Raw genomic sequence first — 22,993 nt, forward strand, 5'->3', positions numbered from 1 at the left:
CATGTCCCGTCATCGCTTCGCGTTACTTACCATCGTCGCCTGCTCGATTGCGGCATTGCCGTCGCTCGCCGCAGCCGAGGGCAGCAGTTATGTGTACTGCAGCAATGGGATTGTGTGCGTGAAGGCTCCCTGTCCTTCCGGCGACGCGCTCGATCTCACCACCGGTACGGTCATCAAGGGCGTTGCGATCGACACTACCCGACTGCCACTGCTGGACAGAGCCGCGGTCGATTTTCCGGATAAGCTTCATGCCGGAAAGATCGTCGTCAGAGGATCGATCCAGCACCGCGACGGGGAACACAGTTTGCCCTGGTTGGTCGCGACCGGTGTGGAGCGAGCCGCCAAACAAAGCGAGCGCAAGCACTGCTCGGCACGTTAAGTGCGCCGCCGCGCAATCTCAACCTTGCAGCAATGTCTCCACTGCCGCGGCAATACGCAGCAGATGCCTGTCCTGCCCATGCTTGCCCACCAGCATCAATCCGGCCGGCAGCTTGGCGCCCGGCATCGGCAGCGAGATCGCGCAGAGATCGAACTGATTGGCGACCTGCGTGTTGCGCAAGAGCAGCCCTTCCGCCCTGTCGCGCAGTTCTTCGTCGCCGGCCATGGCTGCGATGGACGGCGCGACCATCGGCACGGTCGGCAATGCCAGCAAATCGATCGTCTCCAGCCGTTTCGCCATGGCCGCCACGAGCTCGCCGCGACGGCGGATCGTGCGGATATAGGCAGAGGCGGGAACGGTGAGCGCGCGCGACAATGGCCCGGTGACATGCGGATCGACCGGCACCGAGGCGCCGCTCGCCAGCCAATCGGCATGCACTTCGGCGCCTTCCATGGAAGCGATCGTGCCGCGTCTGGTGGCCACGCGCATCTCGGCGATGAGATCGTCGATAGGCAAATCGACCGCGCGGGCGCCGGCCCGTCCGATCCTGTCGATGCATGCCTCGAAAGCTTCGGCGACCTCCGCTTGCGTTTCGCCGAACAGCACGCCGCGCGGGATGCCGACGCGCAAGGTCGCGAGCGGGACCGGCTGAAGGACCGCCGGCTCTTCTCCCGCCATGATTGCGTCGGCGAGCGCGCAATCGGCGACGCTGCGAGCGAGCGGACCGATCGAATCCAGCGTCATCGACAGCGGAAAGGCGCCGGTCAGAGGCACGCGCCCCGCCGTCGGCTTGAAGCCGACGACGCCGTTGAGCGAGGCGGGGATGCGCACGGACCCCCCGGTATCCGAACCGATCGAGATGTCGCTTGTGCCCTCGCCGACCGCTACGCCCGCGCCCGACGATGACCCGCCCGGGACCAGGCTGGCATCGGCGGCATTGCCCGGCGTGCCGTAATACGGATTGTCGCCGATCGCGGTGAAGGCGAATTCGGTCATGTTGGTCTTGCCGAGGATGACGGCGCCTGCCTGGCGCAGCCTGTGCACGATCGCCGCGTCCCGCGCGGCGGGTGCGGCCTCGGCGCGGATCAGCGAGCCGGCCGTCGTCGGCTCGCCAGCGACGTCGAACAGGTCCTTGATCGAGACGACCCGGCCGTCGAGCGGCCCAAGGCTCATACCAGCCTTGCGGCGCGCGTCGGACGCGTCGGCGGCGGCCCGCGCGGCCTCGGCATAGAGCTTCGTGAAGACCTTCTCATCGCCCGCGCGATTGGCAAGACGTGACAGGATGATTTCCAGACGGTCGCGGATGGATTGCATTTTCGATGTCGGGCCTTGCAAAGTTGCAACGTCTTTTAGGCACGGCCCGATGTTGGGCCGGCGCAAGAGATAAACCGGCAAGCGTGCCTTTGCACCCTGCCAGTGATGGGAAGATGCTGATGCTGTACAAAGGCAGCTGCCACTGCGGCAAGGTGGCGTTCGAGGTCGAGGGCGAGCTCGGCATGGCCGTGCGCTGCAACTGCTCGATCTGCCGGCGCAAAGGCGCGCTGTTGTGGGCTGTGCCGCATGAGAAGCTCAGTCTGGTCGCCTGGGGCGACGACCTCGGCCGCTACACTTTCGGCAAGGCTCAAATCGCGCATCGCTTCTGCCGCACCTGCGGCATGCATCCCTTTGCCGAAGACGTCAGCCAGGGCAGCGAACGATCCGCCTATATCAACCTCAACTGCCTGGAAGATGTCGATCTCACCGCAATTGAAGTGTTCGAGTTCGACGGCCGCTCGGCCTGAGCCGAAGGCATGCAATCGGCCCGGCGCCCCTGAGAGCCGCCGAGCCGAAGCTTGATGGGACGGTCGGGCCTGACTATTCGGCAGCCTGCTTCGGCCCTATCAGGAAGGTCACCAGCGCCGCGAGCAAGGTCGCCGCGCCGCCATAGGCGAAAGCGCTCGCGACACCGGCGTGATCGACAAGGAGGCCGCCGACGATGGCGCCCAGCGCGATCGCCACCTGGAAGGTCGCGACCATCAACCCGCCGGCGCTCTCGGCCTGGTCGGGCGCGGCGCGCACCAGCCAGGTCTGCAGACCGACCGGCACGGCGCCGAAGGCAAAGCCCCAGGCGGTGACCGCAACAGCCGCCGTTATCGGCGAGGCGCCAAACACCAGCAGCGTCGCCGCCGACAGGGCGATCAGCAGCGGCGCCAGGCCGACGGCCATCTTCAAATTGCGCTCGGCCAGGAACGCGCCGGCGAAATTGCCGAAGAAGCCGCCAATGCCATAGGCGAGCAGCACCAGCGAGATGGTCGCGATCGGCATGACCGGCACCGTCTCCAGGAACGGCCGCACATAGGTGAAGCCGGCAAATTGTCCGGACGCGACCAGCAGCACCACCAGCAGCGCGACGCGGATCATCGGTCGCTTCAGCACCTCGACTAGCGTGCGGAAGCTGGCCACCGCCGTCGGTGGCAGGCTGGGAAGCGTGGCGAGTTGCACCAGAAGCGCCAGCGCACCAACGACCGCCGCGATCATGAAGGCGATGCGCCAGCCCCAGACGTCGCCGACATAGGCGCCGACCGGAGCCGCCGTCACGGTGGCGACCGAGACGCCGGTGAGGATGATCGACATGGCGCGCGGCATCAGCCGCATCGGCACGAGCCGCAGCGCCATGGCCGCCGACATCGACCAGAAGCCGCCAAGCGCCACACCAAGCACGACGCGGGCAAGAAGCAGCATGGTGAGCGAGGAAGCGAAGGCGGCGACGAGATTGGAGATGATCAAAAGGACGGAGAGGATCCACATGACCAGCCGGCGGTCGAGCCGCTTGGTGACGATCGCCATGGTCGGCGCCGCGATCGCGCCGACGACAGCCGTCGCGGTCACCGCCTGGCCGGCGGCGCCTTCGCTGACGCCAAGGTCTTGCGCCAGCCGCGTCAACAGGCTGGCGGGCAGGAATTCGGCGGTCACGAGACCGAAAACACCGAGCGCCAGCGAGACCACCGCACCCCATGCAGGCTCACTTCGTTCTTCAGGTTCGGTTCTGTCGAGGACAGCGGCGTCGATGGCGCCTGTGGCGGGCTCGGTCATGACAAATCTCCGGTGAGTTGCAGCGCAACATTTGGGCTGCAGTGCAACATAGGGAGTGACTATCTGGAGTTTCCATGCTAGAACCGCCGAAATGAATTACAATTCGTCCAAATCGGTTTTAGAGACCTCGGGCGACCCGCTCACCGACATGTTGCGTGGCTTGCGCCTCGATGGCGTCGACTATGGCCGTTGCGTGCTGGGCGAGCCCTGGGCCGTTTCCTTTCCCGCGCAGAAGGCCGCGCGTTTCCATTTCATCGGACAGCAGGGCTGCTGGCTGTTCTCGCCGGCGAAGGAATGGATCGAGCTCTCGGTGGGCGACGCGCTGCTGATCCCGCGCGGTGACGAGCATGTGCTGGCGAGCGCGCCCGGCGTGCCGCCGGTGCCGATCGGCCGCTACACCATCGAGCCGGTGTGCGAAAACATCTATGACGTCTCGAACGGCTGCGACGGCTGCAAGACCTTGCTGTTCTGCGGCTCGATGCATTTCAACCTCGACGGCTCGCATCCGCTGCTGGAGATGATGCCCGACCTGATGCAGGCGCATAAATTGATGGCGAACGCGCCGGGCATCCAGCATCTGCTCGACGCGATGGCTGGCGAGGTGACGATGGACCGCGTCGGCTCCGGCGGCATTCTTGCCCGCCTGGCCGACGTGCTCGCCGCCACCATCATCCGCTCCTGGGTGGAGAATGGCTGCGGCGACGCCACCGGATGGATCGCCGCCGTGCGCAATCCGGATGTCGGCAAGGTGCTTGCCGCCATCCATCTGCAGCCGGAGCGCGACTGGACGGTGGAGGCGCTGGCCAGGATGATGGGCGCCTCACGCTCGGCCTTCGCGCAGCGCTTCGCAACCGTCGTCGGCGAGACGCCGGCTAAATATGTGCTGCGCGTGCGCATGCACCAGGCGCGGCAATGGCTCACCCGCGACGGCATGCGGGTTTCGGTCGCGGCCTCGAGGTTAGGCTACGATTCGGAGGCCTCCTTCAGCCGCGCCTTCAAGCGGGTGATGGGCGTGGCGCCGAGCCATTTCCGCAATGCCGGCGCCGAGGAGCAATCCTGACATCCGGCAGGCGGCTGCTGCCCGCTGGAGGAATTGCCAAATCTTTTGGACGATGCGCCATTCCCCGCCGACTGAGGCCCCCTAAGCTGGCTGGCGGAGGAAACCGCCATGCCCAACCATCTCGCATCGCTTGCGCTTGCCGCGGCCGCCATCCTGCCGGGCCGGGCTTTCGCGCTTGAAGACAGCTACCTTCCCGTCGACAAGATCCCTTACGCCGTCGAAGCGCCAGGCCAGCCGCAGCGCCTTGGTCCGCTATGGGGCGAGCGGGCGAAAGGGCCCGCCGGCACGCTGCTGAAAGTTCCCGGCAATTGGCGCGCGCCCGTCCACGCCCACACCGCCGATTACCGCGCGATTGTCATCAAGGGCCTCTGGGCGCACTGGCAGATGCAGGGCGGCGAAGCCACCAGGGTCGAGTTGCCGCCAGGCTCCTACTGGACCCAGAAGGCCAACGAGATGCATGACGACGCCTGCCTGTCGGACACCGAATGCGTGATCCTGCTGATCAACGACATGCCTTACGAGACATACCTGCCGAAATAAAGCATGTCTCCCGAAAGTGGGAACCGGTTTCGGGATAAAGACATGCGTAAAATCAAAAACCTAAAGCGCAGGGAGCGAATCTGAAAGATCGCGACGCGCTTTAGGCGCAAGCCCGATGGCCGCGGGCAATGGCTGGCGACTATCCCGCGTGCCGCAGGCTCACCCCGCTGCCCTTGTCGAACATCACCACCTTGTCCGGGTTCCAGGCGAAGCGCACCGGCTGCTCGATCGCGACGTCGGTCGTGGCCGGCACTGTCGCCCGCAGCATCGTGTCGCCGACCCTGAGTGTCAGGATCTTCTCCACGCCATGGTTCTCGACATCGTGGACGCGCGCTTCGACCGGCGCGCCGCTCTCCAGGTAGACGTCCTCCGGACGGATGCCGAAGACGAGCGGGCGACCGTCGGTCGCGCCGCTCGTCCTGCCCCCGCCAAAAGTCTTGGCCCCGCCGAAAGTCTTAGCCCCGATCGTGAGTGGCAGTTCGAAATTCACCGGCGCCATCACGGCGCGGTCGTTGACCAGCCTGCCGTCGATGAGGTTCATCGGCGGCGAACCGACGAAGCTTGCGACATAGGTATCGCGCGGGTTGTTATAGATCTCATGCGGCGTGCCGGTCTGGACGATGCGGCCATGGTTGAGCACGCCGACCTTGTCGCCCATCGACATGGCCTCGATCTGGTCATGCGTGACGAACAGGAACGTGGCGCCGAGCTGCATCTGCAGGTTCTTCAGTTCCGTGCGCAGCGCCTCGCGCAGCTTGGCGTCGAGCGCCGATAGCGGCTCGTCCATCAGGAAGACGCGCGGCTTGCGCACGATCGCGCGGCCGATCGAGACGCGCTGCATCTCGCCGCCGGAAAGCCGGTCGGTCTTGCGGTCGAGCAGGTGCTCGATACGAAGCGTGCGGGCCGCGCGCGCGACGCGGTCCTTGATCTCGGCATCCGGCAGCCGGCGGATCTTCGGCTTCAGCGGAAATTCGAGGTTCTGCCTGACCGTGTAGCGCGGATAGAGCGAATATTGCTGCAGCACCAGCGCCACGTCGCGTTCGGCCGCGCCCCAGTCGGCGACGTCGACGCCGTCGATGAAGACCTGGCCCTCAGTCGGCTTTTCAAGGCCCGCGACCATTCTCAGCGTCGTCGTCTTGCCGGCGCCCGTCTCGCCGAGCAGCACGAAGAATTCGCCGTCTGCGATGTCGAGATTAAGATTGGACAGCGCGGTGTGGTTGCCGAATGTCTTGGAGATGTTCTTCAACTGGATATGGGCCATTACAGTCTCACTCCGAGCGATTTGCCGCTCGCGGCGTCGAAGAAATGCGCCTGCGAAGGCTCGATCCGCGCATAGACGCGTTCGCCGGCTCCGGAAGCGAAACCACTCTTGGTCCGCGCCCGCAGCAATTCCGACCCCACCTTGAGATCGACAATATCGTGGGAACCGAGCGACTCGACGAGTTGTATCTCCACCGGAACGAACCCGGCTCCCGCCTCCCGACTGATCGCCACGCCTTCCGGCCGGATGCCGAGCTTGAGCCCGCCCGCAGCGTGGCCGTTCAGCTTTGAAAGAAGTCCGCCGGGAAATTCGAACCCCTTATCCAGGCCGCCCACCTTGACCTCCGCCCCCGAACCATTCTGGGCCACCGTCGCTGCGACGACGTTCATCACCGGGCTACCGACAAATTGCGCCACGAACAGGTTGGCCGGATGCGAATACACCTCGTCCGGCGACCCGACCTGCTGAAGGAAGCCCTCATGCATGATGACGATACGGTCTGCCAGGCTCATGGCCTCGATCTGGTCATGGGTCACATAGACGGTCGTGGAGCCTTGCTTGACGTGCAGGCGCTTGATTTCGGCGCGCATCTCCTCGCGCAGCTTGGCGTCGAGCGCGCCGATGGGTTCGTCCATCAGCATCGCTTTCGGGCGCCTGACGAGCGCGCGGCCGATCGCGACGCGCTGCATGTCGCCGCCTGAAAGCGCCGACGGCTTTTTATCCAGGAGGTCGGTGATGCGCAGCACCTTGCCGACCTCCCGCACCGCCTTGTCGACCTCGCCGCCGCTCATGCGCGTTGCCCGCAGCGGGAAGGCGATATTCTCGTAGACGTTCATGTGCGGATAGAGCGAGAATGATTGGAACACCATCGCAATGTCGCGATCGGCGGCCTTGAGATGCTGTACGGCCTTGCCGTCTATCAGGATGTCGCCTTCGTCGATCGTCTCGAGCCCGGCGACGGCGCGCAGCGTGGTCGTCTTGCCGCAGCCCGATTGGCCGAGCAGCACGATGAATTCATTGTCGGCGATTGCCAGGTTGAGGTTATGGATGACCTGGACGGCGCCAAAGAACTTTTGGATGCCGCGAAGCTCGATCTGCGTCAATGCCCGGGCCCTCCACGCACCGCGGCCTCGGCTTCGCCGCCCTTTTCAGGCGCGATCTTCGAGGTGACGTTGAAGCCGATCAGTCCGATGAGAATGATCGTCGCGCCGTAGCTATGCAGCGTCAGGTTCCACGGCTGGCACAGCACGAGGATGCCGAGCACCATGACTATCTGGGAGCCGGGCAGCAGGTATTTCTGGTTGATGCTGCGAAAGCTCATTTGCGGATCGCTCCGAAGGTGACGCCCCGCAACAGATGGTTGCGCAGCAGGAAGGTGAAGATCGCCACCGGCAACAGGAACAGCACGGTGCCCGCCGCGATCGAAGTCCAGTCCGGAAGGCCTGAACCGAGTTGCGAGGGGATGAAGGGCGGCGCCGTCTGGGCGCGCCGGTTGGTCAGCATCAGCGCAAAGGCATATTCGTTCCAGGCGGTGATGAAGCAGAAGACGGCCGTCGCCGCGATGCCGGTGACCGCCTCCGGCAGCACGATCTTGAAGAACGCCTGCATGCGCGTATAGCCGTCGACGAGCGCGGCCTCCTCATACTCCTTGGGGATCTCGTCCATGAAGCCCTTCATCAGCCAGACCGAGAACGACAGGTTGAAGGCGACATAGAGGATGATCAGGCCGAGATGGGAATCGTTCAACCCCACGGCGCGGTACATCAGGAACATAGGGATAGCTACCACGATCGGCGGCAGCATGCGCGTCGACAGGATGAAGAACAAAAGGTCGTCCTCGCCGGCGATCTTGAAGCGCGAGAAACCGTAGGCCGTGAAGGTGCCCAGACCGACCGCCAGCACGGTGGAAACGACGGCAACGATGAGGCTGTTCATGAACCGGTTCGGGTAGGCCGAGAACTGCACATCCTTGCCGGTCTTCAGCACCGCCTCGCCGCCGTCCATGATGTCCCTTTCCCACCACGGAGCCGCCGCATATTGCTCCGGGTCGACCGCCTTGTTCGATTGCACCCGCTTGACGAACAGGCGTACGAACGGCGTGATTTCCGGCTTGAAGAAAACGGTCGGCGGCACCGAGATCGCCACGTCCTTCGGCTTCACCGCCGTCGAGCCGATCCAGTAGATCGGCAAGAGGAAGATGATCGTGGCTGCGACCACGGCAACGATGGCCGCGCGGCCCAGTATCCTTTCACGCGATGTCTCGACGGCCGCCATTCTAGCGTTCCTTCGCCTTGTTCAGATATTTTACGTAGATGTTGGTGATCGCGAGCACGACGAGCAGCACGATATATGCAAATGCGCAGGACTTGCCCGTATCCCACTGCTGGAAGGCCTGCTTGTACAACCTGACCGCGATAAGTTCGGCCGAAGGCTGGCTGGTCATGGTGAAGGCAATGTCGAACGTCTTGAACGCTTCCATCGTGCGGAAGATCAATGCGATCAGCAGGAGCGGCGTGACCAGGGGCAAGGTGATGCGCGTGAACGTATACCACCAGCCGGCGCGATCGATCGCGGCGGCCTCGTAGAGATGCTTCGGCACCGCCGAGAGCCCCGCCAGCGACAGGAGCATCACGAAAGGCGCCCACATCCAGATGTCGGTGATTGCGATCGCGTAGAGAGCCGCGTTCGGGTTGGAAAGCCACGGGAAATCGCCGAGGCCGAAAATGTAGTTTATCGGCCCCCAGGACGGACTGTAGAGCAGTTGCCAGAATAGGCCGACCACGGCTGCCGACATCATCATCGGCAGAAGAAGCAGCGTGGTCACCAGACCTTTCAGCGGAAAGCTTCGATTGAGGAGCAGCGCAAGGCCGAAACCCACGACCATCTGTCCCGTGACGGAGACGATGACATATTTCGCGGTGATGACGAAGTTCTGCCAGACCTGCGGGTCGCTGAGCAACATCCGGTAGTTCTGCAAACCGACGAAGTTCCATGAGCCGCCGCGGTTGGCCGCGTAGTCGGTGAAGGAGTAGCCCAGCGAATAGATCAGCGGAAAGACGTTGAAAATGATCAGGAACGCTACTGTCGGGATAATGAAGATGTTGCGGATCGTGAGATCGGACCAGCCGCGCGCGGCGCCGCGCGAACGCGCGTCGGGTTGGGATATGGCCACGGTTGACACACTCGCCTCTTGAACGTTGACAAAAAGGAACCGGAGAAGGAGTTCCTCCCCCTCCGGCATATTCGGTGGACGATCCGCCTACTTGTAGCGGTTGTACTTGACGAAGGTCGCTTTCCAGTCGGCCGTCAGCTTGTCCAATGCTTCCTTCGCGCTCCCCTGGTTGTTCACCACGTAGGGGTAGAGATCCTGGTTCAGCTGATCCAGCAGTTCGGCGTATTCCGGAGTCGCCCAGAAATCCTTGACGATCTGCATGGAGTCGTTGAAGGCGCGATTGTAAGGGGTGGCGTTGAGGAACTTGTCCGACGTCAACACCGCCTGGCTGCAGGTGTAGCCGCCATACTCCGCCCACTTCTGCTGGACATCGTCGCGAATGAACCATTCCAGGAACTTCATCGCGTCATCCTTATGCTTCGAATAGGAGACGATCGAGACGCCCTGGCCGCCGAGCGCCGCGGCCTTCACGCCCGTCGGTCCGGGCGGATTGGCAAAGTAACCTGTGACATCGGCGTATGGATTTGTAGCCTTGTTGGCCAGTGCCGGCATGAAGGCGAAGAAATTCATCGCCATCGCCGAGAGACCGGACGTGAAGGCCTGGTTATCTTCGACGAAGAACGAATCGCCCCAATTCGGAGGCGTGAATTTCGTCAAGTCGTGATACATCTCGATGGCTTTGATATTCGAGTCCGAATTGACGATGCCGTCAACGGCATATGTCGAATAGTCACCGAGCGAGCCGCCATAGCTGAAGATCGTCTGCTCGACGCCCATGGCCATCGCGTCATACTTGTTCTGGGTGTAGATCGCGAGACCGTATCTCTTCTGGTCCGGACGCGTGAAGAACTCCGCGATGTCGTGCAGCTGCTTGTAGTCCTTCGGAACGCCCAGATCGTAGCCATACTTGGCCTTGAAGGCTTCCTTTTCCTTCGGATCCTCGAACCAGTCCTTGCGGTAGGCCCAGCCGTTGGCATCGCCTTCGAGAGGGATCGCCCAGTACTTGCCGCTGCCCGGCGGATATTCGGCGTAACCCTTGACCGTGGCCGGCGTCATGACCTGATCGAGCTTGTGCTGCTTGAAGAAATCGCTCAGGTCGACCCAGTGACCCTGTGTCGAGCCGGCTCCGAGCCACTGCGAGTCGCCGACGATGAGATCGTAGGAATCGCCATGCGCGTTCAATTCGGTGAACGCCTTGGTCTGGAAGTCCGACCACGGCGTGGTTTCCACCGTCACTTTGATGCCTGTCTCGGCTGTGAAGTCGTTGACGAGCTGCTGCAGGTAGTTGGATGGGTCCCATTCGGCCCAAAGAATCGTCAATTCCTTGTCTTGCGCGAATGCAGACGTACTACCGGCAAGTGCAAAGGCGATGCCAGCAAGCGTGCTGGCGACTGTCTTGCGCATAGTTTTCCTCCCTTGTGCGCATTCTACCGTGTCATGCGAGCCGGCAGCGAAACCGGCCCAGGTAGTTCCTCCCGTGAGGGCATCTTTTCCGGTTCCGGGCCTCCTCGCCCTGCCGGAAATGGATCGCGGCCCTCACATTTGATCCGCTTTGTCCGCCTTGATCTGGTATTACCAATTTCAGCTTGGCGTCAAGCGCTTTCTTGAGCGGCCGAGATCGGGCGAATGAGCCAATCCTTGCGATATCTGGCTGTTTTCCCTTGTTTTTCCTACTCTTTGATATGCATGGCCCTTGTCACGGGCTGCCCACCCCAATTAACATTCAAAACTGGCTCCGCAATCTGGTCGAACCAGATTTAGATGACTGTCGCCTTCGGCGCTGCCGACATTCCTGCTGATTTTGCCTCTGCTTCCACTATTGCGGCGCGCACCAGCGCGCTCGCCGCCCACTGCGCCACCGACACCATCTCGGCGCTGTCCAGCCCCCAGATATCCTTCAGCACCGTGACCACCTCGACGCCGAACACCAGCGACAGCGCCTGCGCCAGGCGTTTGAACTGGCGCGGCTTCAGGCGACCCTTGAGCGGCCCGATCGCATCCTTCAGCAAGTCGACGCGATGACCGCGCTTGAAGGCGGGCTCCGATCCGAGCGTGCCGGCCTGGCGTCGCGCCCATTGATCGAGAGACAGCTTCAGCGCCGCCTTGAATGTCGCCTCGAAAGCCTCGATGCGCGGCATCGCGGTGGCGAACAGATCCGCCACGCGCCGCTCGGCATCGTCGGAGGCCGACTTCCAGGTGAGGATCGGGCCAAGCCCTTCATCGACCACGGCCTGCACCAGCGCCGCCTGGCTCGGGAAATAACGGTAGGCGGTCGCGCGCGACACTTCCGCTGCCTCCGCGACCTCGCTGACCGACGGGGTCATGCCGGACTGCATCAGCCTTGTCGCCGTTTCCAGCATCAGCCGCTTTGTGCGGGCGCGCGGCCCCTTCTCAGCGGTCCGAGCCTTCGCTGCGTCATCGCTGGAGGCGGCTTGTTGACGTGAGACATCCATATCAATACGATACGCACGTCTCAAAAATTTGCAATGGCGCAATGCCAGGCAATAATGGGTCCCCACCAGCGACGAGGCTTTTGCCGAGGAGCTTAAGGGTGGGGCAGAAAAAAGGGCCCCACCAGCGACGAGGCTTTGCCGAGGAGCTTAAGGGTGGGGCAAGAATGGAGTCCCCACCAGCGACGAGGCTTTGCCGAGGAGCTTAAGGGTGGGGCAAGAATGGAGTCCCCACCAGCGACGAGGCTTTCGCCGACGAGCTTAAGGGTGGAGCAGAAAAGGCGGGCGGCAAAGCCGACCATGCCGGACGACGGGGAACCGCGGATGAAGCGCATCTATGTGGTCGGCACCGCCGACACCAAAGGTGAGGAACTCGCCTTCCTCGCCGATGCCGTCACTGCTGCCGGCGGCGCGGTCGTCCGTGTCGATATCGGTACGCGCGGCGCGACCGTCCCGGTCGACATCCCCGCCAGCGAGGTCGCCACGCATCATGCCAGGGGAGCCGACGCAGTTCTAGGCATCGATGACCGCGGCGCCGCCGTTGCCGGCATGAGCACCGCCTTCGCCAATTTCATCCAGTCGCGCAACGACGTCGCCGGCGTGATCGGCATCGGCGGCGGCGGCGGCACCTCGATCGTCACCGCCGGCATGCGCGCGCTGCCGCTCGGCCTGCCGAAGCTCATGGTCTCCACCCTCGCCTCGGGCGATACCGCGCCTTATGTCGACGTCTCCGACATCATCATGATGCCCTCGGTCACCGACATGGCCGGGCTCAACCGGCTCTCACGTGTCGTGCTGCATAATGCCGCCCAGGCGATTGCCGGCATGGCCGCGAAGCCGGCTCCGGCCGCCGCCGGCAAGCCGGCGCTCGGGCTCACCATGTTCGGCGTCACCACCCCCTGCGTGACCGCGATCGTCGAGCAATTGCGCGCCGGCTATGACTGCATGGTCTTCCACGCCACCGGCACCGGTGGCCGCTTGATGGAGAAGCTCGCCGACAGCGGCCTTCTGGCCGGCGTCCTCGACATCACCACGACCGAAGTCTGCGATCTCCTGTTCGGCGGCGTGCTGCCGGCGACCGAGGATCGCTTCGGCGCGATCGCCCGCACGAAATTGCCCTATGTCGGCTCGGTCGGCGCGCTTGACATGGTGAACTTCTGGGCGCCGGCCACGATCCCCGAGCGCTATCGCGGACGGTTGTTCTACGAGCACAACCCCAACGTCACGCTGATGCGCACCACGACTGACGAATGCCGCAAGATCGGCGAATGGATCGGCGGCCGCCTCGCTCGTTGCGACGGCCCGGTCCGTTTCCTGATTCCCGAAAAGGGCGTGTCGGCGCTCGACATCGAAGGCGGCGCCTTCTTCGATCCGGACGCCGATGCGGCACTGTTCGACGCCATCGAGCGCACGATCCAGCCGACCAGGCGCCGCACCGTCACGCGCCTGCCGCTGCACATCAACGATCCCGCTTTCGCCAAGGCAGCCGCCGAGGCGTTCCTCGATATCGCCAAGAAGTGAGAGACGACAAGCATGGCCGCCATTCCGCGCAAAACGATCCTGGAAAAGTTCCGCAAGATGATCGCCGATGGCGTGCCGATCGTCGGCGGCGGCGCCGGCACCGGCCTGTCGGCCAAGGCCGAGGAAGCCGGCGGCATCGACCTCATCATCATCTACAATTCCGGTCGCTACCGCATGGCCGGGCGCGGCTCGGCCGCCGGCCTGCTCGCCTATGGCAACGCCAACGAGATCGTCAAGGAGATGGCCTATGAGGTGTTGCCGGTGGTGAAGAACACGCCGGTGCTGGCCGGCGTCAACGGCACCGACCCCTTCGTCATAATGCCGCTGCTGCTCTCCGAGCTGAAGACCATGGGCTTTTCCGGCGTGCAGAATTTTCCGACCGTCGGCCTGTTCGACGGCACCATGCGCCAGAGCTTCGAGGAGACCGGCATGGGTTTTGGGCTCGAGGTCGACATGATCGCCGAGGCGCACAAGCTCGACCTGCTGACCACGCCCTACGTCTTCAATCCGGACGAGGCGCGCGCCATGACCACGGCCGGCGCCGACATCGTCGTCGCCCATATGGGCGTCACCACGGGCGGCTCGATCGGCGCCACCTCGGCGAAAACGCTCGACGCCTGCGTCAACGAAATCGATGCCATTGCCGACGCAGCGCGTTCGGTGCGCAAGGACGTCATCCTGCTTTGCCATGGCGGGCCGATCTCGATGCCCGACGATGCGCGCTACATCCTCGAGCGCTGCGAGGGGCTGCATGGCTTCTATGGCGCGAGTTCGATGGAACGGCTGCCGGCCGAAGCGGCGATTGCCAGGCAGACGGCGGATTTCAAGACGATCACAAAAAGGAAAGGATGAGGCAATGGCCGACAAGAGCAAGGTTTTCGTCTACCCGAAGGATGTCAGCGCCTTCGGCTTCGACTGGGGCAAGCTGTCGCTAACCGTCGCGCCGGAAGTGAACGGCGCCGCCCGCTTCTCCGGCGGCGTCGTCGACCTGCCGCCGGGCAAGGGCCACACCCGCCACAACCATCCGGGCGCCGAAGAAATCATCTTCGTCATCTCCGGCAATGGCGAGCAGATGGTCGAGGACGAGAGCGGCAACCCGGTGGTGGCAAAGGTCGGCCCCGGCTGCACCATCTACGTGCCGGAAAGCCGCTTCCACTCGACGCTCAACACCGGCGACCAGCCGATGCAGCTTTTCGTCGTCTATTCGCCTGCAGGACCGGAGCTTGTGCTGCGCGACCTGCCGGACTTCAAGCTGCTGCCGGCACAGAGGTGACCCTAGAGACTGAGCCCAATCTTCATTGCACGGGCTATTCTGGCCAGGTTGCTGACATCGCTCCCGAAAGCGAGGTTTTTTGGAAGAGTGGGCATGTCCCGCTCTGTCCGAAAGGCTTCCCTGGAGGATAGGCGCTCAACCCAGTACGAGATACAGTTCTCGGCAGTCTCTCGACCTAGCTGCCAGTACACAAATCTGATGGCGTGCTCCGGCCGTTCGAAGCCAGGAACATCGGAGATCGCCACCTCTTGAGCGAGCTCTTGAGGCGCGCTGAAGCGCTCAAAAAATGGCAAAATGATCGTCTTGATGTTGGCAACGACATTCGAGATTTGCGCCTGTCGGGTAATTGGTCCTGCAATGTTCCATGTCCGCCATTTGCGCGGTAGCCGCAAGTTGCCGAGTTGCCCCCCTGCCACCCACTCGTTTGCACCCGCAGGCCAAGCCGAGCACTCATCCCATGCTCTCAGTTCCTTGCTGGAAACTGAGGCATGAACAGTCAGCTCGACATATTCACCAGCAACATTCAGGTTGCTCGATTGAAAGGAGATCTTGAATGTCCAATCGCCGGCCCGGCGACTGACGTGAGGTCCGCTTTTAGCGAACCGGAACCCCATAGGTTCAAGACACGAAGAAACTTGCTGACAACCGTCGAGAAAGACCTGCTTGGGCAGTTCTTGTTCCATTCTGGTGGCGGTCCACTGCGGGCCATATCATTTGCTTAGCTCGGCGTAATCCCGAGCCATAAATTGACGCAAGCGTTAAACCGCCCCACCCCTGTTCCATCCGCGCCCCCGATCGCCGAACATCACATAGCCGGCGTCGGTCACCGCCACCGTGTCCTCCAGCTTGATGAAGCCACGGGTCGGGTGGAGCATGGTCGTCTCGACCGAAAGCACCATGTTTTTCTCCAGCGGCTTCGCCGCATAGGTGCCCTCATAGGCGACCGGATGGTTGGTCATCAGGAACGGCGCCTCATGGGTGATCAACCCCATGCCGTGCGCGAAGAAATCGGTGTAGGCCGCGACCTTCGACGCCTTCAGCACGCTCTCCGCATGCGCGATCATGTCGCCGCCGAGTATGCCTGCCTTGACCTTGGAAAAGGCCGCCTGCTGCACCGCTTCGACTTCGGCCAGCAGATCCTCCAGCTCGGCATCCGGCTCGCCGAGCACGCCCATGCGGCAGAGGTCGCCGATATAGCCGTGATAATTGCCGCCGGAATCGATCGACATCACCTCGCTTTTCTTCCACGCCTGGCTGGACGCCGCGCGGTTGTGGCTGGAGCCCAGCGTCAGCAGGCAATATTCGAAATGCGCGCCGCGATTGGTCTCCTCGCGCCTGAGCTGCTCGATGATGTCGGTCTTGCTCGTGCCTTCTTGCGCCCAGGCAATCGTCGCCAGCATGGAATCGGTGATCAGCTCGGAGGCGATGCGCAGCTGTTCCAGCTCCGCCTCCGTCTTGATGGCGCGCATGCGCTCCAGCATGTCGGTCGCGTCGATCAGCTTGGCATCCGGCAACGCCTTGCGGATCAGCATATAGGCATCCGACGGCAGGAAACCCGGCTCGATGCCGATGCGCGCAGTCGCCTTGCCGATCTGCTTGAGATGCTCCACCGCGAGATTGGCGGCGTCCAGCGTGCCCCAGCAGGCCGTATGCAAGGTCGGCGTCCAGAACGGATGGTTCTGATGCTCTCCGCCTTCCATCTTGTTGCCGATATAGGCGGCATGTTCCGGCCCGCCCTTCTCGTAAAGGACGATCGGCAGATAACGGCTGTGGCCGATCGCATCCATGGCAGCAAAGAAGATGAACTTGTAGCCGCCGAGCAGATATTGGGTGTTGTGCTTCGAGGTGGCGAAGAGCACGTCGATGCCGGCCTCTTCCATCAGCCGGTCCACCCGCGCCTGGTCGAACGGAATGCTGCTGACTTCGGTTTTGCCCGGAGCGATGTTCATCTGCCTCTCCCTATTTCATCGGCCGCAGGAGCGCCGAACGTCATGATTTATGGCTGCTGGCTAAATCTGCATCATTTCAGCCGCTCTGGTCCAGCCAGAATTGATCACTTTCGCGCTAAAAGCGGTCTCATTTCGGATCTCGATCCTTCCTCTCCGTAATCTGGTCCTACCAGACAAGAGCAACGGAGCCTCTTTCAGCCGGCTGGTCCAGCGGACGGAAATTTCAAAGCCAAGCCATGATGCGCCAAATCCGTCTCTGGCGAAACCTTTGCCAAGGGCCATAATCACGCGATTACCGCGCCTGGAACGGCGCGAAGAGGGGAGTTTGAGCGATGTCCGAATTGACGATTTCACGCCGCGGCCTGCTGGCCGGCTCGGCCCTGCTTCTGGCCTCGACCGCATTGCCGACGATCGGCTTCGCGCAGACGCCGAAGAAGGGCGGTCGTCTCGTGCTGGCCGCCGATTCCGAGCCGCGCAACCTCAACCCCGCCATCGTCGCCTCCAACGGTGTCTTCTTCATCTCCAGCAAGATCGTCGAGACGCTCGCCGAAGCCTCCTTCGACGGCAAGGACGGGCTTCAGCCGCGCCTGGCGCTTTCCTGGGAAGGTGCCGCCGACGGCCTTTCGGTGACCTTCAAACTGCGCGATGGCGTCAAATGGCATGACGGCAAGCCGTTCACCTCGGCCGACGTCGCGTTCTCTGCGCTGCAAATCTGGAAGCCGCTGCAGAATCTCGGCCGCACGGTGTTCAAGGATCTGGAGGCCGTCGATACGCCGGACGAGCTGACCGCTATTTTCAAATTCGCCAAGCCGACGCCGTTCCAGCTGATCCGCAACGCCTTGCCGGCGCTGTCGAGCGTCGTGCCGAAGCACCTTTATGAGGTGGGCAAGATCGAGGACAACCCGGCCAACAATGCCCCGGTCGGCACTGGCCCGTTCAAATTCGCCGAATACAAGGCCGGCCAATATTACCGGCTGACCCGGAACGATGCCTATTGGGGCAAGGACGAGCCCTATCTCGACGAGATCGTCTACCAGGTGCTTCCCGATCGCACGTCGGCCGCGGCGGCGCTGGAAGCCGAAGAGATCCAGCTTGCCGCCTTCTCCGCCGTGCCGCTCGCCGATCTCGACCGCATCTCGAAGGTGCCCGGCCTGAAGGTCATCACCAAGGGCTATGAAGGGCTGACCTACCAGCTCGTCGTCGAGATCAACCACCGCCGCAAGGAGCTGGCTGATCTCAAGGTGCGGCAGGCGATCGCGCATGCCATCGACAAGGATTTTGTCGTCAAGACGATTTTCCTCGGTTACGCGGCGACCGCGACCGGCCCGGTGCCGAAGAACGATCCGCAATTCTACACCGCCGATGTGCCGACCTATCCCTTCGACGTCGCCAAGGCCAATGCGCTTCTCGACGAAGCCGGCTACAAACGCGCCGATGACGGCAAGCGCTTTGCGCTAAAACTGCTGCCGGCGCCCTATTTCAATGAGACGAAGCAGTTCGGCGATTATCTGCGCCAGGCGCTGGCTGCCATCGGCATCGACGCCGAGATCATCAACAACGATGCGGCCGCGCACATGAAGGCCGTCTACACCGATCATGCCTTCGACCTCGCCGTCGGCCCGCCGGTGTTTCGCGGCGACCCGGCGATCTCGACCACCATCCTGGTGCAGAGCGGCATTCCCGACGGCGTGCCCTTCTCCAACCAGGGCGGCTACAAGAATGCCGACCTCGACGCGCTGATCACGAAGGCATCGGAGACGCTGGATACAGCGGCCCGCACCGAGCTCTACAAGGAGTTCCAGAAGAAGGTTGCGGCCGATTTGCCGCTGATCAACGTCGCCGAATGGAGCTTCATCTCGGTCGCCCGCGATACGGTCGGCAACATCGCCAACAATCCGCGCTGGGCGGTGTCGAACTGGGCGGACACCTATTTGGCCAGCTGACCTCGCACTTGCGGATCGACAGTTGGGGTGCTCAGCTTTGAGAGTGAGAGTTCCTTCGCGCCCCCCTCTGTCCTGCCGGACATCTCCCCCTCCTGGGGGGAGATTCGCAGTTTCCGCGCCCCGCCCTTTCCTGTCATCTCCGAGATTGGCGAAAACCGCGATGATAGCTGATCTCCCCCCTTGTGGGGGAGATGTCCGGCAGGACAGAGGGGGGCGCCGTGGAGCGCGACCTCAACTGTTTGCAAATGGCGTCCACTCGCCATGACCCGTGCCCTTCGCCTCATCCGTCGCCGCCTCATCGGCAGCGTCTTCGTGCTCCTCATCGTCGTCATCGGCAGCTTCCTCCTTCTCGAAGCCGCGCCAGGCGACGCGGTCGACGCCTATATCGTCTCGACCGGCGGCGATGCCGGCATGATCGAATTGCTGCGCCATCGCTGGGGCCTGGACCAATCCGAACTCACCCGCCTCGCCAACTATCTCTGGGCGCTGCTGCACCTCGACCTCGGCCAGTCGGTCACCTTCTCGCGGCCGATTCGCGATGTCATCCTCGAACGCCTGCCGACCACGCTGATCCTGATGGGCAGCGCCACCGCGCTCTCCTTCGGCCTCGGCTCTGCGCTCGGCATCTATGCCGGCGCCAAGCCGGGCAGTGTTCGCGACCGCTTCCTGTCCATCGGCTCGCTGGCGCTCTATGCCGTGCCTGGCTTTTGGCTCGGCCTCGTGCTCATCGTCGTCTTCGCCGTCGATTTGCGCTGGCTGCCGATCGGCGGCATCGAGACGATCGCCTCCGGCAAGGCCGGGTTTTCCCGCGCCGCCGACATCGCCACCCATCTCGTGCTCCCCGTCTCGGCGCTCGGCTTCATCTATCTCGCGCTCTACCTGCGCATGATGCGCGCCGGCATGGCCGAGGCCTGGCGGCAGGATTTCGTGCTTGCCGCCCGGGCGCGAGGCCTGCCGCGCCGCCGCATCGTGCTTGCCCATGTCGCCCGCAACGCGCTTCTGCCCTTGGTCACCATGCTCGGCCTGCAATCGGCGCAGATGCTGGGCGGCAGCGTCGTCATCGAAAGCGTTTTTGCCGTCCCCGGCCTCGGCCGGCTGGCGCAGGAAGCCGTCGCCGGCCGCGACAGGCCGCTGCTGATCGGCATCATCCTGGTCAGCGCCGTTCTGGTCGTCTTCATCAACCTTCTGGTCGATCTCGCCTATGCTGTCCTCGATCCGCGCGTCGGCGCCGGCGAGGCCCGCACATGAGCCGACTGCGCCGCTTCTTTCGCACGCCGGAAGCGATCGCCGGCGCGCTGATCCTCGCTCTGCTCGTCGTCATGGCGCTGGCGGCGCCGCTGCTCTTTCCCGGCGACCCGCAGGCGATTGCCGGCCCGGCGCTACTGCCGCCATTCCAGAACTGGTCGCTGCCGCTCGGCACCGACCGGCTCGGCCGCGACGTGTTGGCCGAGCTGTTCCACGGCGCCCGCACCTCGCTGGCCGTCGGCCTGGCGGCGGCCGCCGCGGCGCTCCTGATCGGCTCGGTCGTCGGCACGTTGGCCGGCTTTGCCGGAGGCCTGGTCGACGAAGTGCTGATGCGCGTCACCGACGCCTTCCAGACCGTGCCGAGCTTCCTGCTGGCGCTCGCCTTCGTCAGCATCGTGGGGCCATCGCTCGGCGTCGTCGTCGCCGCAATCGCGCTCGGCGCCTGGACTGGGCCGGCGCGCGTCGCCCGTGCCGAGGTGCTTTCGATCCGGGAACGCGACTATGTCGCCGGCGCCCGCGTCATAGGCATGCATCCGATCGAGATCGCCTTTCGCGAGGTGCTGCCCAATGCCTTGCCGCCAGTGCTGGCGCTGTCCTCGGTGATTGTCGCTGCGGCGATCCTCACAGAGGCAGCGCTCTCCTTCCTCGGCCTCGGCGACCCCAACCGCGTCACCTGGGGCGGGATGATCGCCGAGGGCCGCACGGTGCTGCGCACCGCGCCCTTTCTTTCGGTCGTGCCCGGCGTCGCGCTGGTGGCGACCGTGCTCGGCGTCTACCTCGCCGGTGAAGGCGTGGTGGAAAGCACCGCGGTGCGCAGGAGCCTGTCGTGACCACGCTGCTTTCTATCCGCGATCTGACGGTGCGGTATCGGCGTGACGGCGTCGAGGTGCCGGCGCTGAAAGGTGTGAGCCTGGATGTCAAGGCCGGCGAGCGGCTGGCGATTATCGGCGAGAGCGGTTCGGGGAAAAGCACGCTGGCGTTGGCGATCGCGGGGTTATTGGCGGGGTCAGCCTTTGCAGGCGGAGCGATAGAATGGCCGGCGAACCAACTTCAAACGTTCCATTCCTTCGCGCCCCCCTCTGTCCTGCCGGACATCTCCCCCACAAGGGGGGAGATCAGCAGTTCCGTCGCCGGCTCTCCTCTTGCAACGCTGGCCATTGGCGAAAGCGGCCGCGACAGTTCAATCTCCCCCCAAGTGGGGGAGATGTCCGGCAGGACAGAGGGGGGCGTGACAGAACGCGACCCATCAGCGACTGGCGCGAACCTCGCGCCCACCCTCGGCCGCGACATCGGCTTCGTCTTCCAGGACCCCTCCTCCAGCCTCGACCCTGTGATGCCGGCCGGCAAGCAGATCGCCGAAGTCGCCCGAACGCATCTCGACCTGACGTGGCCTGACGCCTACGCCAGGGCCAAAACCCTGCTCGAGCGCGTCCGCCTACCCGACCCTGACGCCACCCTGCGCGCCTACCCGCACCAGCTTTCCGGCGGCCAGAAGCAGCGCGTGGCCATCGCCGCGGCAATCGCCGCCGGGCCGAAGCTGCTCATCGCCGATGAAGCGACCAGCGCGCTCGACACCATCGTCCAGGCCGAGATCGTCACTCTGATCCGCAGGCTGGTGGCCGAGGACGGCATGACGCTGCTCTTCATCAGCCACGACATCGCGCTCGCAGCCACGCTTGCCGATCGCATCGCTGTGCTGCGCCATGGCGAGCTGGTCGAGATCGGCGAGACCGATCAGATCCTCAACGCACCGCGCCATGCGTACGCCAGAGCCTTGCTCGACGCGCATCTCGGCCTCGACGCCGAGCCGTTGCTTGACCGGCAAGGCGCCTCGGCATGAGCGTCCTGGCCATTTCTAATCTCACCAAGCGCTATCGCCGCGGCGACAAACCCTTCGCAGCCGTCGACGATGTGTCCTTCGAAATCGGTCCGGCCGAAACGCTGGCGCTCGCCGGCCCGTCCGGCAGCGGCAAATCGACGATCGCCAGGCTGGTGCTGCGGCTGATCGAGCCCGATGCCGGCCGTATCGACTTCGAAGGCGCGGACTTCGTCGCGCTGTCGGGCGCCGCGCTGCGCGCGCGCCGCGCCCGCCTGCAGATGGTGTTCCAAAATCCGCTCGCCGCCTTCAACCCGCGCGCCACCGTGGCACGCGTGCTGGACGATCCGCTGCGCATTCATAACATCGCCAGGCGCGCCGAGCGCCCGCGCCGCGTCGCGGCGCTGCTGGAGCGCGTCGGGCTAGGTGCCGGCCTTGCCGCGCGCCCTATCCACGAGATTTCCGGCGGCCAGCGCCAGCGCGTGGCGATCGCCCGTGCCATCGCCACGCGGCCGTCGCTGATCGTGCTCGACGAAGCGGTGTCGGCGCTCGATGTCTCGGTGCGCGGCCAGATCCTGGAATTGCTGCTCGATCTGCAAAGGCAGGAACGGATCGCCTATCTCTTCATTTCGCATGACCTCGGCGTCATACGTGCCGTGGCGCATCGCGTCGTCATCCTCGATGCCGGCAGGATCGCCGAGAGCGGCGATGCCCGCGCCGTGATCGCCGATCCGCAATCGGCGATCGGCAAGGCTCTTGTCGAAGCAACGCCGAGACTCAATAGGAAAACAACACCATGACCGATCCCGAAGCAGCCAGAGCCGAAAAGCTGTCGCTTGAGCTCGACTCCGCCTTCCGCAACCGCGCTGACCTCTACCGCCTCTTCCTCGAAGAACTGACCGCCGAGCTCGGCGCCGAGAAGGCCGAGGCGGTCATGATCCGCACGATCGAAAAGCGCGGCCGGGAAGTCGCGGCAGCCGCTTTTACCGATTTCGGCCCAAACGACGCGCCGGCTATCGGCGAGGCGTTCCTCGCCGTCAGCCCCGATGATGGTCGCATGTATCCGACCCATGTCGAGCGCGGGCCCAGTCACATCGCCTTCAAGGTGAAGCGCTGTCCGCTGAAGGACGCCTGGGTCGAGGCCGGCGTCGGCGAGGAGAAACTCGCCACCCTCTGCCGCATCGCCGGCGCCTTCGATCGCGGCCTGTTCGAGGCGACCGGCGTGCGCTTCGCCAACGTTACCTGGACGCCGGGTCATGGCACCGGCTGCTGCCACATCGCGCTGACCAACAAAGACGCTTAGCCGGTTATC

General features: G+C 63.9%; 24 protein-coding genes. 13 read left to right on the forward strand and 11 right to left on the reverse strand.

The features are described from left to right. The first annotated feature begins 1 nt into the window (after position 1). On the forward strand, positions 2–379 hold the full coding sequence (locus tag RFM41_RS03085) for a hypothetical protein (protein WP_320246104.1): 378 nt from the start codon (positions 2–4) through the stop codon (positions 377–379). An 18-nt stretch (positions 380–397) separates the two neighbouring features. Here the strand turns inward: RFM41_RS03085 and RFM41_RS03090 are convergent, their stop codons facing one another. Continuing rightward, positions 398–1,693, reverse strand: a complete 1,296-nt coding sequence (locus RFM41_RS03090; RefSeq protein ID WP_320246105.1) for an amidase — start codon at positions 1,691–1,693, stop codon at positions 398–400. Positions 1,694–1,812: 119 nt separating this feature from the next. Here RFM41_RS03090 and RFM41_RS03095 point away from each other — a divergent pair, with 119 nt between their 5' ends. Next, the gene (locus tag RFM41_RS03095) at positions 1,813–2,160 is read left to right on the forward strand and encodes a GFA family protein (protein WP_320246106.1); all 348 of its coding nucleotides are present in this window, start codon (positions 1,813–1,815) and stop codon (positions 2,158–2,160) included. Between the two features lie 73 nt (positions 2,161–2,233). On the opposite strand, the gene RFM41_RS03100 is transcribed toward RFM41_RS03095, so the two are convergent. Next, entirely contained in the window at positions 2,234–3,451 is a 1,218-nt protein-coding gene (locus RFM41_RS03100; RefSeq protein WP_320246107.1) for an MFS transporter, read from the reverse strand. 91 nt (positions 3,452–3,542) lie between these two features. Here RFM41_RS03100 and RFM41_RS03105 point away from each other — a divergent pair, with 91 nt between their 5' ends. Beyond that, a complete protein-coding gene (locus RFM41_RS03105; RefSeq protein WP_320246108.1) occupies positions 3,543–4,511 on the forward strand; it encodes an AraC family transcriptional regulator in 969 nt (322 codons plus the stop codon). 108 nt (positions 4,512–4,619) lie between these two features. Next, entirely contained in the window at positions 4,620–5,051 is a 432-nt protein-coding gene (locus RFM41_RS03110; protein WP_320246109.1) for a DUF4437 domain-containing protein, read from the forward strand. Between the two features lie 139 nt (positions 5,052–5,190). Here RFM41_RS03110 and RFM41_RS03115 read toward each other — a convergent pair whose 3' ends face one another. The 7 genes from RFM41_RS03115 to RFM41_RS03145 form a co-directional block, all read right to left on the reverse strand. Continuing rightward, a complete protein-coding gene (locus RFM41_RS03115) occupies positions 5,191–6,312 on the reverse strand; it encodes an ABC transporter ATP-binding protein (RefSeq protein ID WP_320246110.1) in 1,122 nt (373 codons plus the stop codon). After that, complete coding sequence (locus tag RFM41_RS03120; RefSeq protein ID WP_320246111.1) at positions 6,312–7,415, reverse strand: ABC transporter ATP-binding protein; 1,104 nt, start codon at positions 7,413–7,415, stop codon at positions 6,312–6,314. Before RFM41_RS03120 ends, RFM41_RS03115 begins: the two co-directional genes overlap by 1 nt. Continuing rightward, positions 7,412–7,633, reverse strand: coding sequence for a hypothetical protein (locus RFM41_RS03125; protein WP_320246112.1), 222 nt, complete (start codon positions 7,631–7,633; stop codon positions 7,412–7,414). Before RFM41_RS03125 ends, RFM41_RS03120 begins: the two co-directional genes overlap by 4 nt. After that, positions 7,630–8,586 (reverse strand): carbohydrate ABC transporter permease, encoded by a 957-nt coding sequence (locus RFM41_RS03130; RefSeq protein WP_320246113.1) that lies wholly within the window; start codon positions 8,584–8,586, stop codon positions 7,630–7,632. Before RFM41_RS03130 ends, RFM41_RS03125 begins: the two co-directional genes overlap by 4 nt. 1 nt (position 8,587) lies before the next feature. Then, positions 8,588–9,484 carry a carbohydrate ABC transporter permease gene (locus RFM41_RS03135; RefSeq protein ID WP_430691493.1) on the reverse strand — a complete coding sequence of 299 codons (897 nt, stop codon included), beginning with the start codon at positions 9,482–9,484 and terminating at the stop codon, positions 8,588–8,590. A gap of 87 nt (positions 9,485–9,571) precedes the next feature. Then, complete coding sequence (locus RFM41_RS03140) at positions 9,572–10,888, reverse strand: ABC transporter substrate-binding protein (RefSeq protein ID WP_320246115.1); 1,317 nt, start codon at positions 10,886–10,888, stop codon at positions 9,572–9,574. A gap of 353 nt (positions 10,889–11,241) precedes the next feature. Beyond that, complete coding sequence (locus RFM41_RS03145) at positions 11,242–11,937, reverse strand: TetR/AcrR family transcriptional regulator (RefSeq protein ID WP_320246116.1); 696 nt, start codon at positions 11,935–11,937, stop codon at positions 11,242–11,244. A 321-nt stretch (positions 11,938–12,258) separates the two neighbouring features. On the opposite strand from RFM41_RS03145, the gene RFM41_RS03150 reads away from it, so the two are divergent. From RFM41_RS03150 to RFM41_RS03160, 3 genes are read left to right on the forward strand one after another with little or no spacing between them, the layout of a single operon-like run. Further along, entirely contained in the window at positions 12,259–13,455 is a 1,197-nt protein-coding gene (locus RFM41_RS03150) for a Tm-1-like ATP-binding domain-containing protein (protein WP_320246117.1), read from the forward strand. A 12-nt stretch (positions 13,456–13,467) separates the two neighbouring features. Beyond that, complete coding sequence (locus RFM41_RS03155) at positions 13,468–14,307, forward strand: phosphoenolpyruvate hydrolase family protein (protein WP_320246118.1); 840 nt, start codon at positions 13,468–13,470, stop codon at positions 14,305–14,307. Positions 14,308–14,311: 4 nt separating this feature from the next. After that, entirely contained in the window at positions 14,312–14,728 is a 417-nt protein-coding gene (locus RFM41_RS03160) for a cupin domain-containing protein (protein WP_320246119.1), read from the forward strand. A 2-nt stretch (positions 14,729–14,730) separates the two neighbouring features. Here the strand turns inward: RFM41_RS03160 and RFM41_RS03165 are convergent, their stop codons facing one another. Next, entirely contained in the window at positions 14,731–15,411 is a 681-nt protein-coding gene (locus tag RFM41_RS03165; RefSeq protein ID WP_320246120.1) for a DUF4304 domain-containing protein, read from the reverse strand. Between the two features lie 75 nt (positions 15,412–15,486). Continuing rightward, positions 15,487–16,677, reverse strand: coding sequence for a M24 family metallopeptidase (locus tag RFM41_RS03170; protein ID WP_320246121.1), 1,191 nt, complete (start codon positions 16,675–16,677; stop codon positions 15,487–15,489). A gap of 332 nt (positions 16,678–17,009) precedes the next feature. Here RFM41_RS03170 and RFM41_RS03175 point away from each other — a divergent pair, with 332 nt between their 5' ends. The 6 genes from RFM41_RS03175 to RFM41_RS03200 all read left to right on the forward strand — a co-directional run bounded on the left by RFM41_RS03175 (position 17,010) and on the right by RFM41_RS03200 (position 22,984). Continuing rightward, positions 17,010–18,620, forward strand: coding sequence for an ABC transporter substrate-binding protein (locus RFM41_RS03175; protein ID WP_320246122.1), 1,611 nt, complete (start codon positions 17,010–17,012; stop codon positions 18,618–18,620). Between the two features lie 261 nt (positions 18,621–18,881). Next, entirely contained in the window at positions 18,882–19,868 is a 987-nt protein-coding gene (locus tag RFM41_RS03180; RefSeq protein WP_320246123.1) for an ABC transporter permease, read from the forward strand. Continuing rightward, the gene (locus RFM41_RS03185; RefSeq protein ID WP_320246124.1) at positions 19,865–20,695 is read left to right on the forward strand and encodes an ABC transporter permease; all 831 of its coding nucleotides are present in this window, start codon (positions 19,865–19,867) and stop codon (positions 20,693–20,695) included. Before RFM41_RS03180 ends, RFM41_RS03185 begins: the two co-directional genes overlap by 4 nt. Continuing rightward, complete coding sequence (locus RFM41_RS03190) at positions 20,692–21,705, forward strand: ABC transporter ATP-binding protein (RefSeq protein ID WP_320246125.1); 1,014 nt, start codon at positions 20,692–20,694, stop codon at positions 21,703–21,705. Before RFM41_RS03185 ends, RFM41_RS03190 begins: the two co-directional genes overlap by 4 nt. Beyond that, entirely contained in the window at positions 21,702–22,481 is a 780-nt protein-coding gene (locus tag RFM41_RS03195) for an ABC transporter ATP-binding protein (RefSeq protein WP_320246126.1), read from the forward strand. Before RFM41_RS03190 ends, RFM41_RS03195 begins: the two co-directional genes overlap by 4 nt. Beyond that, on the forward strand, positions 22,478–22,984 hold the full coding sequence (locus RFM41_RS03200) for an L-2-amino-thiazoline-4-carboxylic acid hydrolase (RefSeq protein ID WP_320246127.1): 507 nt from the start codon (positions 22,478–22,480) through the stop codon (positions 22,982–22,984). The genes RFM41_RS03195 and RFM41_RS03200 overlap by 4 nt, the downstream gene beginning before the upstream one ends. Positions 22,985–22,993 lie beyond the last annotated feature (9 nt).

It is taken from the genome of Mesorhizobium vachelliae (assembly GCF_033977325.1).
GTDB lineage: Bacteria > Pseudomonadota > Alphaproteobacteria > Rhizobiales > Rhizobiaceae > Mesorhizobium > Mesorhizobium vachelliae.